This is a genomic window from Maribellus maritimus, from assembly GCF_022267315.1.
GTDB lineage: Bacteria > Bacteroidota > Bacteroidia > Bacteroidales > Prolixibacteraceae > Draconibacterium > Draconibacterium maritimum.
On sequence record NZ_JAIKLE010000025.1, the window covers coordinates 39,594 to 56,680 of the forward strand.

Sequence of the window (17,087 nt, forward strand, 5' to 3'; positions counted from 1 at the left end):
GTTTATTTACAGGGTAATCTCCCTTTTTTCGTTTCAAATTGTTTAAAATACGGAAAAAATATACGCAAACAAATTAAATACTTTTTAATAATAAACATAATTCATTTTTCAACTTTTATAAAGAACAATCAACATTTTATTCTTTTTCCAGTTTATTATAAAAATTCTAGTAATCATGAGCATAAATAATATCATAAAAAACCGCAGGGCAACGCCGCCCCGTTTTATGTCGAAAGAAGAAATTTCGGAAGAAACGACTCAACAGTTGCTTGAAAATGCCAATTGGGCGCCCAACCACAAACAAACTGAACCCTGGAGATTTAAAGTTTATTCAGGAGCAGCAAAAGAAAAAGTGGCGAATGCTATTTTTCTCCGGCTCGAAGAAAAGATGAAAGAGGGAGCAAACGTAAATATGCAAAAGGCTGAAAAACTGCGCGAAAACATAAAACGTGTTCCGGTAGTAATTTCGGTTGCCATGCAACGCGACGAAGCTCAACGAATTCCTGAATGGGAAGAGGTAGCTGCCGTTTCAATGGCTGTACAAAATATGTGGCTCACTGCAACAGAAATGGGGCTTGGCGCTTTCTGGGCGACGCCTTATTTTATATCTTTGCTCCACGACATTTTGGAAGTAAAACCGGGCCAGTTGCCAATGGGATTCTTTTACGTGGGAAAAGTTGCAGTGGACTACCCTTCTCCCGGACGCGGGCCTGTCGATTCCAAAGTGGAATGGAAATAAAACCTAAATCGACAAAATGAAAAAAGCAACCCGGATTACCTTGTATTTACTGAGCCTATTACTTATTACGGTTACAACAAAAGCACAAACTAAATTAAGTTCTGAAAAATATCACATCCATCGTTCGGCATTAAAAAATTCGTATCTGAAGTTTGCGAATGAAAAGCGCGGGCGCGTTGTGTTTTTGGGAGGTTCAATTACACATAATCCGGGTTGGCGAGATTCTGTGTGTAATTATCTCACACAAAAATTTCCTGATACTGAATTTGATTTTATCAATGCCGGAATTCCTTCGATGGGTTCAACTCCTGCTGCCTTTCGGTTTGGACGCGATGTTTTGAAAAACGGTCCGGTGGATTTACTTTTTGAAGAAGCGTCGGTAAACGATGATACTAATCATCGGAAACCGGAGGAGATTACACGCGGCATGGAAGGAATAGTCCGGCATGCATTAACCGAAAATCCTGCCTGTGATATTGTTTTTATGTATTTTGTCGACCCCGGAAAAATGGAACATTACCAGGCAGGAGAAATTCCTGAAGAAATTCAATTACAGGATGCTGTTGCAAAATATTACGACATTTCAGCAATTAACCTGGCACAGGAAGTTACGGAACGAATTGATGCCGGCGAATTTGACTGGAAGAACGACTTTAAAAATCTGCACCCCTCGCCATTCGGGCAAAATATTTATTTTCAATCTATCAAAACATTTTTGGAAGACCAGTGGACAAATGATTTTCCCGGAGCAAAAATTACAGAACACGACATTCCAGATGCCATTGACGAGTATTCCTATTCCAACGGAAAACTGGTTGAGCCCAATCCTAAAAAAACATTTAAAGGATGGACAATGATCGAAAACTGGCAGCCGGAAGACAAAAAAGGAACACGTAATAATTATATTGATGTACCAATACTCGAAGGAACCTATCCGGGAAAAGTTATTAAATTTCATTTTAAAGGAACTGCTGTTGGCATTGCTGTAGCTGCTGGGCCAGATGCCGGAATCATCGAATACAGCGTTGATAATCATCCCTGGAAAAAACAGGATTTATACACAGAATGGAGTAATTCGCTGCACTTACCCTGGTACTACACTTTGGAAAACGAACTAAAAGACCGAAGTCACACGCTACAAATTAGAGTTTCGGAAGATAAAAATTCTGAAAGTTTGGGAAACGTTTGCAGAATCCGGTATTTCTTTTTCAATGCTAAAAAATAGAAGCTTCCCTTTTCAAATGAGGTCACTTTCTTCTTAAATTTTGTTTTTTTTGTCCTTTATTAAAAATACAGGAGAATAATAAAAATCTGGAAACAGGATAAAATTTTAGAATTTTTCTTTTCCAGTCCCTTTTATATGAAAGGTTTGTATTATTTTTAGGCTCTTTATGGGGCAACAATTAATCAAACTATAAAAACAACAATATGAAGACTTTTAAAAACAGAAGAGATTTCCTCAGAATTTCTGCCGCAGGAACAGTTGGATTGATGGCTTTAAGTCCATTAGCATGTACATCCGGAGCTGCAGTCGACAAGAAAAGTTTTGGCGTTGGGCTACAGCTATATACTATCCGTGATGCCATGGCTGCGGACGTGCCTGGTTCGTTAAAAAAGGTTTCGGATTTAGGATATAAATATGTAGAACTTGCCGATTATGCTGATGGCAAATTTTATGGCTACACTCCTTCTGAATTCAAAAAGATGGTGAATGATCTGGGAATGGAGGCAAACAGCAGCCACACCGCGGTAGAATCAGCAGTGGTTACCGTTGACAGTGCAAAATTATTGGCCGATGCTCATGCTGAGTTAGGTGTTAAATACTGCGTTCAACCATGGATTAACGACGAAGACAGAAATATTGAAACCTATAAAAAAATGATTGCTGACTGGAACAGCGTTGGAGAAATCATGAAAAATGTAGGTATTCAGTTTGCGTATCACAATCATAATTTTGAATTCAAGGAAGTGGATGGAATGATTCCTTATTATGATCTTTTCCTGAAAGAAATGGATTCGGATTTGATTACCATGGAACTTGATTTGTACTGGGCAACAAAAGCAGGCCAGGATCCGGTTGAAATGTTTAAAAAATATCCGGGAAGATTCCAGTTGTGGCATTTCAAAGATATGTCGGAACAAAGCGCGCCTTTCTACGAAGTAATAAAAGATGATATCACATCGGTAGGTTCCGGTCTTATCGATTTTAACAGAATTTACGCAGCCAGAGAAACTGCAGGGTTGAAAAATTTCTTTGTTGAGGACGACAACCAGGGAAATGGTAAACCGTTTGAAGGAATTGAAACCAGTGTCAATAACCTGACAACAAAAATTTTAGTATAGTAGTTGACTCAGAACATTACGAATAAATATATCAAAACCCGGATTCAAAATGAATTCCGGGTTTTATTTTTTCAGGTCTGAATTATTCTAATTCTCAATAAAATATCTCAGTTGATCTAACATAATTGGCACATCCTCCGGATTTACCCCCTGGCCAACCAAATGATGATAATCTTCTTCAAGCACATCAAAAAACTCCTGCTCTGTAAAATCATTTTTCTCCACCGATTTTTTGTAGTAATCAAGTGCTTCTTTCCGGTTTCCCATACTCCACTGCACGTGTCCCATATTCATGAGATCGTGTTTATTTGGCTCATCATCAACTAATTTTTGAAAATATTTTTCGGCTTGTTGTTTTTTGCCACTTACAAAAGAACACCAGCCAATCGGCCGCCATACCTTTTTATTTCCGGGCGACAAATATTCCACTTTAAAATAACATTTCAGCGCTTCTTCAAACTCGCCCAACTCCAGCAAACAATGCCCGATGGAAAGTTGAATATTCAAATTTTCAGGATCTATTTTTTCTGCCTCCCGGTAATACTCAAGCGCACTTGCCGGCTGTTTTAAATTTCGGAAACAAAGTGCAATTTTTTTATAATTCCACAATTTATTTAACTCGTACAACTCCGCTTTCTGATAATTATCCAATGCTTTTTGAAACATTCCCATTTTCTGATAACAGAAGGCTATCTTTTGGTAGATTTCGCCACCTTTTTCAATGGTCAGCAAATAATTATATATTTCCACCGCCTCATCAAAATAATTTTTCCCAAAATAGTATTCGGCAATATTTCGCAATATTTTAGGATCTTCCTGCAGTATTCCGCCGATGGTTTCCGAGTTATGAAAATCAAAACGCCAGCTAAAAATATCTTCAAAACCCGATTTGCGGGGATGTAATTTGTAAAAACGATACAGATCCTGAATATATTGATTGGAAATAAACTCAGCCTTTTTCCCCGGCGCAGTTATCTCTTTATCCTTTTCAATTTCTTTAAACTGATCCATTTCAGCTTTCATTCCCTGCGCCATAAATTCACGGTTTTCAGCAGGCAGATTCTGTATGCTAAAACAAAACGAATATTTATCGGAATTACATAAAATTGGTGCACTGTTTATGGTTTCAATAAATTTTCGATTCAAATCATCATCCAAATTAATGTCTTGTGAAATTTGTGGATTCTCACTAAAAAAAGGAATAAACCAGTTGCTAATCTCATTAAAAAACGGAAATAATTTCAACATTGAAAATGAACCGATAAACACATCCGCCCCTTCCATTTGAAGTTCAGAAAACTCTTCCATTTTATCCATCAATCCCGGAGAATCCTTAAAAATTTCCTCCCACTCCGGATTTTTATCATCCGAAATGCTATCGTCCATTAAACTGTCGAGATTAATTTTATCTTTTAAATTCGGACTTATTTTTATCATCTCAGGAATTATCTCATCCTTTATCTTTTTCTGGATTTTCTCGGTTTCTTTACTTCTTATTAACTGAATAATAATCCGTTCCAGGTTTCTTTTAAATCCGGGATCTTCATTCAAAATTTTCAACCTCCCCGTAATTTCCGGATAATATTGCATTCTGGAATCATAACGATAAAAATTAATAAGCAATGCAATTAATGCACGCTGACTAATTTCATTTTGGTCTGATTCGTATAACTCAAAAAACACCTTGAGTTTTTCAGGGCAAAAATATCTTTGTGAACTTAACATTAGTGCAGAAACAATTAATGCCTTATACGAATCGATAATCTGTTCGCTTTCGAAAAACGCACGTAAAAAATCTGTTTCTTCCGATGAAAGTTCATTACTGAACCAGAAATGATAGAATAATCTGACGATTTCCTTTTGATGTTGCTTTGCATCAGCAAGCTGATTTGAAGTTTTAATTTCCCCGTTTTCTATTAAAGATTTCAAATCTTTATCAAGATAAAAATCTTCCAATTCAGGCAGGATGCCGGAGAAATCTTTTATAAAATCTTCTGCCCAAAGCCTTTTCTTTTCGTATTCAACCGATGAAGAAAATTTTAAACGAAGCGCTTCGTTCACTTTATCGGTCAATTCGTAAACAGAAACAATAAGCTTACGATAAACTTTTTGGCGTTCAGGATCCTGAATTCCTTCCACCGTATATTTTAGCATATAGTGGTAAGTTTCCTCCAGATTTCGGTACTCGTCAGTTAACGCCAGCAAACCTTTTTCATTAATTAATTTCTCTAACTGATCAAATGCCGGTTTTAACTTTCTTGCTGCAAGATTGTCACATATTTCTACGTATTTATTTTTGAGTTGCTTTTCCGTCATCACAATTTGTTCTAATTCAAATTTAACTGGAAAAACTTTTGATCAAAAATAAATCCAATGCAAAATATCGGATGATTTGGCGGGTTATTTTAATAATTTATGACAAGTTGCCTTAATTCTACGAACATTCAGGATACAAATAATTTATTTGGAGCTTGCCATTTTATTTGTGCAATAAACACACTTCCATCGCTCCCATATTTTTCGACTCCTTCAGGTTGCATCCACTCCGACACGGTAACCCAGGTTTCATTTTCACTAACATCGGTTACACCAAAATTTCCAAGCCGCGCGCCCCGCTCCGGGACTAAAATTTGTTCTGTTTCGCGAATTACACAGAGTCTTTCCGTGTCTACCTGAGCCATAAACAGTGGCGCACGATGACGAAAAACATGGTCGTTATTCGCCCCCCGCCTTGTATAAACTAAAAATAAAGCATCGCTGTGAGCTACCCAGTGTTGCTGGGTATTATAACTTCCCAGTTCTGTTCCGTCATCAAATACCCAGGGCTTGATTTTTGCAAAGTTTAAACCGTCGTTACCGGTTGTTATAAAACCCATTTTGTCATTTCTGATCGTCAGGAAGTATTTCCCGTCAAACCTCATTAAAGACGGCTCACCCAGACCACGGGTTTCATCGTTTAATTCAAGTTCTGAACCGTGTTTGAGATATGTTAATGTTTCTCCGTCAAAGGTGCATTTTGCAACCGAAACTCGTGAGTTTTTCCCGGTTGGTTTAAAGGAAAAGGGAAGCAAAATATTTCCATTTTCAAGGTCGTACCTTTGTACACATCCGGCTCCGGCGTTATAGAATTTGATGTTATCGGGCATTTCCAATTTTCGCCATTGATTCCAACTTCCACTTGCCCGGTCATAAACAGAATATGAGGTGTGCCTGGGTCGTGGATTTGTCACTTTCCAATCCCTTGTGTAAGCTACAGTATGCCCGGTTCCAAGAAGCGTTTTTGTTTTTTTATGCCAGCGCGGCCAAAAGTCGCTAACTGCAACCGGTCTTTGTTCCCCATCTATTTTTTCTACTCGCGGCGCCAGTGTTGGTAAGAGTTTTGGTTCAGTCCAGGTGTCACCAAAATTTAAACTTTCAAGTCCAAACATACCTTTAAACACGTCACTTCCTGCCAAGTCAAGGCTATTCATGGTCATTACCACTTTCGGGATTTCCTTTTTGTTTGTGGCGGGAATAATTCCTGCGCGGGGATGCGTCCAGCATTTTTCTCCGTCATACAACCTGGTTGCAGTAGTTCGTTTCAAATGAAACAAGCTTTTGCCCTCTGAAAATCGGAAAGATGGCAAAAGTACAGTTGAAACCCCTGCTACGATAGAATTTTGTATAAACTTACGTCTTTTCAAATGACACTCCTTTATTAATTATTTTCAGTTATCGGCTCATCCAAAAGCCAAATCAACGGATTTCGTATCGGCAAATTGCGAATCACTTCCTGTGTTTTCGGATAAGCGTCAAGCGTTTGCCACAAATTTATGTATTCCGGTTTATCGTAAGCTTTTCCCGCAAACAATAAAAACGGATGCCGCACCGGCCATTCATCCCAATACATTACGTCATGCTTATAAGGCCAAGCCGACTTATCTTTCACGTACGGAAACATAAACTCTGCGCCCTTCTCCAAATTTTTTCCATCGGAAGTTGTAAATGTATATAAATTATGGTCTTCATCCGAAAGAATTTCGGCGCAGGCATAAAATGCGTCTAAATTAAAAAGTGAATATCCGTAAGGTTTTGTGCGCTCCAACTCAAGCGGAAAAGAACCATCTTTTGCCATCTGGTTGGGAAGCAGAATATTTTCAAAACGATTCCGGCACATTTCCACGATTTCTTCATTATTCACCAATCTGGCAAAAGCGGCTACCTGCATCACCCAGCAGGTGGCGTGATTATTTTTAGTGTTCATCTCGTCAATGCCGTAGGAATGTATTGTCAGCCAGTTTACAAAATCGCTAAACCAGTTTTTTACTCCGGAAATTGTTTCTGCTGGCAAAGCATTATTTTTTTCCAGAATTTCTACAGAACGCGCCACTTCGATTAAATGAATGGCGTCAATAATTCCAATTCCCCGCCCGGTTACACGGCCTTTTATCGCCTGCACATAAAGTAAGCTAGGATTCATTTGGGTTTCAGTATTCACAAACCACGCTTCCAAATGTTTTTGCGTTGCCAAGGCAAATTTCTCGTCGCCGGTTAACAAATAAGCCGAAGTTTGCATTCCTACAATTTGACTCAAACGAATCATTGCCAGCCGGTGTGCCATAAAATTATCAGGATTGGTTTGCCCGTCTTTTCGAATATACGGTCCATCCGGATTTTCAGGGTCGGGCCACCAATAATCACCTTCGGAATAAAAATCGTGCAGCCCGCCGGCACTGCGCTCGCATTTTGATGCAGTCACGGTTACCGGCAAACTGTCGATGTAAGAATTTGCTGTTTCAATTATATAATTTTGTTCTTCGTCCGAAATAAACGGAACAGCATTTTCCTTTGTGCTGCAACTTATCAGAGCGAGAAAAAAAATTACACCTGCAATCTTTGCAATAAATTTCATTACGTTTAAAATTTTATTTTACTTCTGTCACCACAATCTCGTTTCTCCCTTTTTCTTTTGCGTTAATTACATTGAAAACAATCCGGTTGATTCCGTCCCAGTATCGTTTTAACCCCGAGTCTGTAATTTTTGTATATTCAATTTCAGGTGTTACAACTTTCGGATTGTAACTCATTTCCAAAACAAATCCATCGCCTTTTAATTGCAGCTTATCTTCGTCGACTTTTTGCACATCGCAATTGGTTACGAAATTCAAAGTAGTGGGTTCGTCTTTAACTTCGCTTAAAACATAATTATCGGCAATGGTAAATTTTTTGCCACGGTCGAGCGTGTAAGTTCTTTCCCATTTGTCAACTGCAGCGTCTTCAGGATAAGCTTTTGAAATATCGGTTGAGAAAGTTGCCTTTTTAGAATTGGCGCTAAAGTTTGAATTTGTTGCCACAAAATTTCGGCCGTTCATTTGATCAACTCCATTAATTTTGGGAAGGTTATGATATTGTGATTGCATTGTCCAGATTTCATAACGGCGACTGCTAAATGTTTTTGCGGTATAGGTTTCCCGACCGATATCAACCAAACAGGGTTTTCCGTTATAATACAAAACACAGGTTCCTAAATCGTTGTGATTATGACTTTCAGCATTGTGTCCGCCTTTGGCTGCAAAAAAGAAACCTTTGGCAGAACCTGCTTTATCGCGTGCACCAGCCACCTGTGTTTCCGGCAGCCAGAAGTTGCTGATTAGGGCATTTTCTGCGTCGGCATTTTTGATTTCAGCCAAATGCATCAGCTGCATAATTTGTTCATCAACTTTTCCTCCCGGAGGTTTTGTTCCCCAATCCTGTTTTTCTGCCAGGAAAGCGCCAAACTTTTGCATCACCGGATCGTTGATATCTTTTCCGTAACTGTAAATAATCTGCGGGCGGCCTCCCGTAGTTGCATCGGCATCGGCAAAATTGATAAAATACGGATAGTTGATATAAGCTTTGTAAATATAATTCCCCATATTTTTTATCAACTGATTGTCAAATACATCAAACTTTCCGTTGGTTGCCCGTTTTAACAAATCAAGGTTTTGATACAACGAAGCTCCCGCCCTTCCCCAATACGACGGACCTTCATCGCAACCGCCGTCATTTGGATAAACATTTACAAACTGGTCGAGCGATTTTACCACTTTTTCAACTCCTGCAATTTTCTTTTCCTGATCATCTTCCAAAATTAAAATTGCAGTTAACATGTTATGATTTGTCCACGGATTCCAGTTATTTACATCGCGAGAACCGTCCAGTCCCTGCCACCAAAAATCGTTACGTTCGTAATATGGAATCACAGCTTTTTTCATGATTTCATTTTTCAAACGCTTTGCAATCAAGGGATGAATCTCGTCAAATTGATCTTTAAACAACAACCATGTCCATGAAAGAATATTGGCGATTTCACCTACCCCCAAATCGATAATTGGTTCATTAACATCGGGTAAACCGTGCGGTGCTTTTTGTGCTGTTAAGTGTGCCGACCATCCCCACCAGGTTTGTTCGCAGTAATACCAAACACCGTTTACAATCTGGTCGATAAAACGACTTTCTCCTTCTGTTAATTCGCCCATAACCAGTGCCCCCAAAGCCGCGCGCGGAGCAGCATAAACCTGTTGCCGACGATCGCCGGAACGAATAATTTCCAGATAATCGGTTGCTTTTACAACCGGCCAATCGTAATCGAGATAACTTTCGGCTTCTTTTATGTATTCACTTTTTACAGCTTCGGGCAAAGAATTCCAAAAAGCACGTGATTTATAATTTGGAAAATCTAACCCCGAAAAATCTTTGATTAACGACGCTGCCAAATTAATTTCGGCGGCTTCTTTTTGTAACAAGTCCCGTTTTTCTGCTGAAAAAACTGTCGTTGAGAAAACGACTATAATTAGCAAAAGAAAAATTCGTTTCATAATAAATTATTTTTAGTTGGTTATTATTTCTTTACCACTTAAAAAGAATTAATCCTGATTTCAATATCATTTTTCCCGGGACTCAACCGAATGCTTCCAAATGAAAGATTTACCGGTTCACCATTTACAGTTACCACATCCTGCGGAGAAAAATCAAGGATAAATTCGCCAATCATATTGGCTGGCAGTTCAATGTTATATTTCTGAAAACGCTGATTTACAAACTGGTACTCACCTTTAATTTGTCCCTTCAACGTAGGAACAATAATAGAACTTGTTTTAAGACTACTCATTTGCGGCTTAATTACTGCTTCGCCATAGCCTGGTGTTTTGGGCTGAATCCCCCACAAATAACGCGGAACAATGTTCGCCGGTGCAGCTCCCCAGGCATGATTCCAGTCGGAGTTGGGTTTGTATCTCATGTCCCAGGCTTCCATTGCTATTGTTGAACCGACTTTAATCATATTGTACCAGCTACGATCATGGGTGGCTGTCATCAACTCCAGAGCATAATCGCCGGCACCTGCATTGTAAAGGCCTTCCATTAAAAATTGCGCACCGTAAACACTGCAACCCATTCCGCGGGTTTTAATATAATCGGCTACACCTTTCTTGTAGGCATCGGGTACTATTCCAAAAGCCAATGGTAACATATTCGAGTGAATGGCACCATGATTGGTATCAATCCCATCTTTGTAATAACCACCTTCTTTATTAAACAGGTACTCGTTAATCGATTTTTTCACTCTTGCCGCACGCATCTCAAAATCCAACTGTTCCTCGGTTTTGTTTAAAATGCGGGCAAACTCAGCCATAATTTTCAAATTCTGGTAATAAAAGCTATTAATAACCGTACTGATTGACGTAAACACAAAACCGTCACGTTCTCCCTGTGGCCAGTCTTTGGGAAGTTTCCATCCGGTATCCTTTTGTGCAGGCGGCCAGTCCACAATATCCCGAACACGCTGTGTTGTATCTGCAAAACCGAGTTTCTCCATAAATTCGCCGTTTAAGTTTGGCGAGTGAGTGCTAATCAACCCGTGTTTATATTCCAGTTCCATTAAGGTTTTATATTTTAATGGCTCATAATATTTTTCGATAAGTTCAGTGTTTCCGGTGTACATATAATCCTGGTAAAACAAAAGGACCACATGAAGTTGCCATTCAGTGGGCCAGGTTGGATAATCCATAAAATATTCAATGGTTTTCCGGGCAATCGCATACTCATTGTCCACCGAGTAATGACTCAATTGATTTAAATAAGCATCGGCTTCATAAGGAATTCTTTCACGGTCGCCATCCACGTAAAGACCCGCAAAAGAAGTTGCTTTTTGCGAATATTTACACATTTCCCACACTTGATTAAGAATATCATCGGAGCTTGAAAATGAACTCGCACTGTAATCAAAATAGTTAAAATATGCAATTTGTGTTAAATCATCTGCTTCAAGGTTACCGGCACACTCCACCTCTGCATAACGGAAAGGTGTAATAACCGGAAATGAATCGGGCAATGTAACAGCCATTGAATTTGTGTTACGTTCATCAGGTATCAAATTTATCTGATATTTGGTTTTTTCGGGCGACACTTCTAATTTCAACTCTGAAAAACGAATGGTTCCTCCGGGATTCTGATCAATTTTTTCGTCGAGTAATTTTTCTCCTAAACGGATAGTAATTGTCTCATTTTGCCTTACTGAATAACTAATCTGAAGCGTTCCGAAAGCATCTTTTCCAAAATCGGCAAAATAACTGCCCTCCAGGTTCTTTTTGAACGTAACTGGTTTTATTTTTTCAATTTGAAACCAATTTTCTGAAGTAACTTTGTCGCCAAAAGTGCCTGTAGTAAATTGTTGTGGTTCGGAATATTCCGATAGCCGGTTATCTTTATCAAAAATACGAACTTTCCAGAAATAGGTAGTATTTTGTTTGAGTGGCTCACTCCCCAGTTCAATATCAATCGATTTGTTGCTTCTTACATTTCCGCTGTCCCAAACATCGCCAATATTATTGTCGATATTCTTTTTACTTGAAGCCACCAAAACCTGATATGCCTTTTGAATAACTGCTTCCGCGGGCACAATCCAGCTAAATTCGGGCTTGCTGTCTATAATTTTTGTAAAACGTGGATCACGAATGTATTCAACTGTCAAACCAGATGGAACTCCGGAATAGGGATCAGCATATTTTTTCGCGAGTTCATCATTCTTCGCACGAAATTCCTGAAGCACTTTCTTAAATTTCCTGCGACCGGCAAGATTATTTATTTCTTTTGGATCGTCTTTTAAATTGTACAATTCTTCCACAGACTTATCATTGATGTATCGCATATATTTCCATTCGGCTGTGCGCACACCTTCACTTGGTGGAATATTCTCAAACTCCCAAAGGTGTTCAATTAAAATTGTATCACGATTGACTGACTTTTCTTTACCGGAAACAACAGGCACGAGGCTTTTTCCCTGATATGTTTCCGGAATTTCTATACCTGCTAAATCCAGAATTGTTGCAGGGATATCAATATTTAACGCCATGTCGCTGACATCCTCATGTTTACTTTCCCGAGGGTCGTAAATGATGAGTGGAACCCGAATGGAATTATCGTACATCAACCATTTACCGGCCAGTTGGCGTTCACCTAAAAACTGCCCATTGTCGCCCATTAAAATGATGACCGTATTTTTGTCTTGCCCCGTCTCTTTTAATTTCTGCCTGATTTTGGCGATTTCCAAATCGATGCCATAAATCATACGATAATATCCTTTTACACTGTGCTGGTATTTTTCCGGTGTATCATAACGCCATGTCCAGCGCAACCGGTTAAAACCTTCGCGAACATGTAACGGCAAGGAATTAAAATACTTGTCATCGGAAATATCAGCTTCCGGCATTTCCATCCCCTGATACAATTTATCCGGTTCTTCCTGCCAGAAATACTGCAAAGGTGCCCCGTCGTGGGCGTGAGGCGCACTAAAACTTAACGATAAACAAAAGGGCTTTCCAGCAGGAACATCGTCAATAAAATCCAGTGCCTTTTGCCCGGTATATCTTGTTAAATGAACGGTATCGCCATCCAGGGTTTTATAATAATATCCCCGGTAATCATTAAACTGATTATTACGATCATAGTCTTCTATTACATCAAATTGTTCTTCTTTGCCGGGAAAATTCACGCCATATTTACCATAAAATCCGGTATAATACCCTGCATCTTTTAACAATCTGGGGTAAGCCGTTTCCATGTATTCAGAACGAATAGGACCTGTTTGAAATGTATACCTGTGTGTGCGTTCGTGTAAACCTGTAAAAATGCTGGAACGACTGGCGGAACAAATTGGTGTTGTTACAATAGCATGCTGAAAATAAATACCGGTCGCAGCCAGTTTATCCATTTCAGGAGTTTGTATGACAGCATTCCCTGCGTATCCCAACGCACTCCAGCGCTGATCATCTGTTAAGATAAAAATGATATTTGGCTTTTGTGTATCTGTTTTTGCCTTTTCAATGGCTTTTGATAAAACACTATTCAGCAACAAAAAACAAAAAAGAAAGAACACGGTCAGTTTTAGTTTCATTATAAAAATTTTATGGTTCTAATTTTTTAAAAGTAAACATTTGAACTACATTTCACATCCTGCTGAATACTGCACGAACCCGCTTTAGGAGTTTACATACTACTTTATTTTTTCAGGTTTTTCTTTCGAATTTCTCATCTCATACGGCAACTTCCAGATATTTCCATCAAAATCGCCAAAATACAGCTCCGACTTACTGAATTCATGCGAATCACCATCAGCCCAGAAGAAACAGAATGGTGCTTTGTAATTCACCGGACGACGAACATAAGAGTGGCTCATTTTGCTGTTTTTTGTAAGCATTTTTTTTCGTTTCCAATTCTCGCCTTTATTTTTTGAACTCCAAACGGCCAGTTCTCCGCCAACGCCCCACTTTTGTGGTCCGGGTTCGGTTGGCCCAACTATTTTCCATTCTTTTTCTGAAAGATACAAACTCCCCATGTCATAATTATGATCGGAAGTTGTTATCACAAATGTTTGCCAATTCACACCGTCCCATTTGGTAATGCACCACTCGTAGGGTGCACTTTTCGGGCCAGGTTCATGGCCGTTGCTTCGAACATATAAACAAACCGGATTTCCATTCTTATCAAAGTCCATGTCTTTCATATAAACATTTTTGCCCTGTTTACTGTAATTTATAACACGTGCCGGTGTATCCAGTTCTAACAAAGGAAGTTCCAGTTTGCCACCAAGCACATCATTCCATGTTTTTCCAAAATCGGACGACTCCATGTAATACAAATCGGTTCTTTTATCCACATTCCCATTGGGATGCCGGTTAAAAAATGTTCCCACTTTCTTTCCCTCAAAACAAGCACTGGTTTGGTAATGGCCCGATTTTTCGCCTTCGTTTACCGGAATTGCAGCCAGTAATTTGTCGTCCGTCCAATGAACTCCATCCGTACTTGTTTCGAAATAAAGTTGGCGAACTCCGGTGTATTTCGTAAAAAAATGAAAAAATCCAAACTGCGTTTTCCAGGGTTGCGGATAGGTCATTTCTTCTTCTGTAATTTGTTCGAAATCATTGATATCAAACGGCTTTCTGCTTTTATATTTAAATCCCGGGCGGGTTTGTCCGCGCCCACTTACAAATACCCAAATGTAACCTTCGTCGTCAATCAGTAACGAAGGATTATCATGCGGGTCGTCCACACCTTGTTTGTCGTACACTACCGTCGGTTTTGAAACCATTCCCGATTTGTGGTCGTACTCGCCAATCATACAAAGCAGGTGCCGTTCATCGGCCTTCGTCGTTCCGCCATACACAAAAAAAGTTTTATCCACTTCCTTTGCATAAATTGCCAGCGGAACATGCTTTGCAGTATAAGTTCCCAACGCGCCGGAATACTTGTCGCCGTATTCATATTTCTGGTTGAGTTCGAACCAAATAGCACGGTAGCCGTTGAACTTTTGATTGGTTAAGATTTGTGCTTTTCCGGCACTCCCGATAGTTACCAATACGACTAATAACAGTATAAATTCCTTCATATCTTTTCTTTCTATCGAATTTTCAATATCAAATTCATTGTTTTTCCGGCTTCCTCGTTTTTAGGAAGGTCTATTTTTATTTTCGTCCTGCCATTTTCCTGTACTGTATTTTCGCCTAAAAACTTGCCATTCAATGTCAAGGTTATTTCATTTAAAAGCTGTGTAGGCTCTGCCACAAAAAGCCTGATTTCATCCACTTGCTTTTTTAACATTACCAAACAGGGTTCATCCACTTCTATACCTCCCATAAGTTCCGATTTACCAGCCTCATGAAAAACAATTCCGGCTATCTTTTCATCTTTTGAAACAACTTCCTGTAAATTCTTTTTATTATGAACTTTGAAAGGAAAATCAGCATCCAAAGTTTTCATTTTTGCAACGGTTGCATTCGGAACCAAAAGATATTGGTACGTTTCATTTTGAGGATTTACACCGTGTTCCAGCCACAATCGGAAGATCTTTGCATAGGTAGTTTTTGGGGGATAGCGACTGGCAACCCAATTCCACGAACCTTTTTCAGTTTTTGCCGTCAGTTTTACGTTTGAGCCTTCAGGGAAATAATACCCACTTTTTTCGTGAAGTATCCATTTGTAAATTTCGTCGCTGCCCGGTTTTGTTGCAGACTCAATTTCACCGTTATAGTAAACCTGATTGACTCCGGTGGTCACGGGCAAATCCATGGAAGAAGTGATTCCTGCCCCCAAACAAACGACCAGATCATCAAACATAAACCATGACTTCTTCGCAGTCAGCCCATTACGTTTGTAATCCATAGCAGCAATTCCATCCCTCCCGTCAGAAACTCCACCGACAAAATTACTTTCAAGCCGGTAACCACGGGCCGTTAACACTGGTAATGTATCTTTATCCTGGTGAGCTGTAACTCCGGGTATCTTTTTCCAATCCAAAAATGGAAAGATATTACGATATTCTTCTCCGTTTTGATACAGAAAAGTGGCTCCATCTCCCATGTAATATCCCTGTAAATTTTCAGAATTACACGACTCTGCACCAATCACGCGTTCCGAACACATTTTAACAGAAAAATAGGATCCAGGAGTTCGCTGCACTTGAAAATCGGAACGCCAGAAATGTTTGTTTCCGGAAAGCATTTTATAATCGTTGGCCTTTTGATATTTTTCTGCATTGGCAGGATCGAGGCTTTCCATTTTTGAAAAACAAGAGGAAAGACTCGCTGCTTTTTGTTCAGGAGAATCGATAAATAACTGGCGGCCGCACGCGCTAATGTCCATCTGATTTTTCCAGGTTACCCATTGTTGCCCATTGAGTAAATAGTTTCGTAGAATTTCTATTTTGTTTTCATCAAACTGAAAAGATGTTTTTCGCAAAACTGAAATCCATTTTATCATATCGTTTATATACGATAAGCCGTAATTCCCAAATTGTAATTGCGGGCCATGTTGGTGATAGGACCAATCGGGTTGAACTCCTTCTCCTGTGCTAACCACAAGTTCTTCTTTTATGGATTCAGCCGCCTTTTTTATCGTTTTTGTATCTTTCAGCAGCAATGCTCTCATTAAAACATTTCCGGAAAGCCAAACTTTGTTTTGTCCTGTCATTCCAATCTCTGCACGATCCAATATTTGTATTCCCATCTGTTTTTGCGCTGCAGAGAGTTCAACTTCCATTAAAATCATTAAGGGCGCTAAAACAATTGGAACACCAATTTCAGGATACCACCAGTTTGGACAGATAAAATCGTTTTTGAACCAAAAATTTAGTCCTGAGTGAATCTTTTGTGAAAGCTCTTTGTTTTGAAACAACCGGGAACCCTCGGTTTGATAGGCCGTTGCCATTTTCAGCAAACGCGAAATATGACTCCGTGGTTCCCAGGCACCGCGTTGCTGACTGGTATAATCGATATCTTCCCAGGAGCCTTTTGCAGTCAGAAAACTCATCAAAACCGCAACTTCTTCTTCATCAACAGGTGTCTCTAAAATATTTGCCCAAACATTTTGATGCAATTGTTTTAATTGCTCCGGATATTTTAGCTGATTTTGAGAAATTACATCTTTACAAAAGATAAAGGATAAAATTATTATGAAACTAAAAAGGCTAAAAACTCGGGCCATTTTTCAATTA

The 17,087-nt window shown here is 39.3% G+C and carries 10 protein-coding genes; 3 read left to right on the top strand and 7 right to left on the bottom strand.

The window, feature by feature from the left end; translation table 11 throughout:
* The first annotated feature begins 175 nt into the window (after nt 1-175).
* The 3 genes from K5G00_RS20015 to K5G00_RS20025 all read left to right on the top strand — a co-directional run bounded on the left by K5G00_RS20015 (nt 176) and on the right by K5G00_RS20025 (nt 3,082).
* Nucleotides 176-739, top strand: coding sequence for a nitroreductase family protein (locus K5G00_RS20015; RefSeq protein ID WP_238768013.1), 564 nt, complete (start codon nt 176-178; stop codon nt 737-739).
* Between the two features lie 16 nt (nt 740-755).
* Nucleotides 756-1,964 (top strand): SGNH/GDSL hydrolase family protein, encoded by a 1,209-nt coding sequence (locus K5G00_RS20020; protein ID WP_238768014.1) that lies wholly within the window; start codon nt 756-758, stop codon nt 1,962-1,964.
* 203 nt (nt 1,965-2,167) lie between these two features.
* Nucleotides 2,168-3,082 (top strand): sugar phosphate isomerase/epimerase family protein, encoded by a 915-nt coding sequence (locus K5G00_RS20025; RefSeq protein WP_238768015.1) that lies wholly within the window; start codon nt 2,168-2,170, stop codon nt 3,080-3,082.
* An 87-nt stretch (nt 3,083-3,169) separates the two neighbouring features.
* Here the strand turns inward: K5G00_RS20025 and K5G00_RS20030 are convergent, their stop codons facing one another.
* The 7 genes from K5G00_RS20030 to K5G00_RS20060 form a co-directional block, all read right to left on the bottom strand.
* Nucleotides 3,170-5,398: a tetratricopeptide repeat protein gene (locus K5G00_RS20030; protein WP_238768016.1), complete on the bottom strand. Its 2,229-nt coding sequence runs from the start codon at nt 5,396-5,398 to the stop codon at nt 3,170-3,172.
* A gap of 128 nt (nt 5,399-5,526) precedes the next feature.
* On the bottom strand, nt 5,527-6,666 hold the full coding sequence (locus K5G00_RS20035; RefSeq protein ID WP_238768017.1) for a sialidase family protein: 1,140 nt from the start codon (nt 6,664-6,666) through the stop codon (nt 5,527-5,529).
* 113 nt (nt 6,667-6,779) lie between these two features.
* Complete coding sequence (locus tag K5G00_RS20040) at nt 6,780-7,973, bottom strand: alginate lyase family protein (RefSeq protein WP_238768018.1); 1,194 nt, start codon at nt 7,971-7,973, stop codon at nt 6,780-6,782.
* A 13-nt stretch (nt 7,974-7,986) separates the two neighbouring features.
* Entirely contained in the window at nt 7,987-9,918 is a 1,932-nt protein-coding gene (locus K5G00_RS20045; protein ID WP_238768019.1) for a heparinase II/III domain-containing protein, read from the bottom strand.
* 38 nt (nt 9,919-9,956) lie between these two features.
* Nucleotides 9,957-13,493 (bottom strand): alpha-L-rhamnosidase-related protein, encoded by a 3,537-nt coding sequence (locus K5G00_RS20050; protein WP_238768020.1) that lies wholly within the window; start codon nt 13,491-13,493, stop codon nt 9,957-9,959.
* Nucleotides 13,494-13,592: 99 nt separating this feature from the next.
* Entirely contained in the window at nt 13,593-14,984 is a 1,392-nt protein-coding gene (locus K5G00_RS20055; RefSeq protein WP_238768021.1) for a BNR-4 repeat-containing protein, read from the bottom strand.
* Between the two features lie 11 nt (nt 14,985-14,995).
* A complete protein-coding gene (locus tag K5G00_RS20060; protein WP_238768022.1) occupies nt 14,996-17,077 on the bottom strand; it encodes a polysaccharide lyase 8 family protein in 2,082 nt (693 codons plus the stop codon).
* Between the last annotated feature and the right edge of the window lie 10 nt (nt 17,078-17,087).

What these genes read in the sequence shown, in the direction of transcription:
- K5G00_RS20015 (WP_238768013.1), top strand. Translation starts at nt 176, where the DNA reads ATGAGCATAAATAATATCATAAAAAACCGCAGGGCAACGCCGCCCCGT.
- K5G00_RS20020 (WP_238768014.1), top strand. Translation starts at nt 756, where the DNA reads ATGAAAAAAGCAACCCGGATTACCTTGTATTTACTGAGCCTATTACTT.
- K5G00_RS20025 (WP_238768015.1), top strand. Translation starts at nt 2,168, where the DNA reads ATGAAGACTTTTAAAAACAGAAGAGATTTCCTCAGAATTTCTGCCGCA.
- K5G00_RS20030 (WP_238768016.1), bottom strand. Translation starts at nt 5,398, where the DNA reads ATGACGGAAAAGCAACTCAAAAATAAATACGTAGAAATATGTGACAAT.
- K5G00_RS20040 (WP_238768018.1), bottom strand. Translation starts at nt 7,973, where the DNA reads ATGAAATTTATTGCAAAGATTGCAGGTGTAATTTTTTTTCTCGCTCTG.
- K5G00_RS20045 (WP_238768019.1), bottom strand. Translation starts at nt 9,918, where the DNA reads ATGAAACGAATTTTTCTTTTGCTAATTATAGTCGTTTTCTCAACGACA.
- K5G00_RS20050 (WP_238768020.1), bottom strand. Translation starts at nt 13,493, where the DNA reads ATGAAACTAAAACTGACCGTGTTCTTTCTTTTTTGTTTTTTGTTGCTG.
- K5G00_RS20055 (WP_238768021.1), bottom strand. Translation starts at nt 14,984, where the DNA reads ATGAAGGAATTTATACTGTTATTAGTCGTATTGGTAACTATCGGGAGT.
- K5G00_RS20060 (WP_238768022.1), bottom strand. Translation starts at nt 17,077, where the DNA reads ATGGCCCGAGTTTTTAGCCTTTTTAGTTTCATAATAATTTTATCCTTT.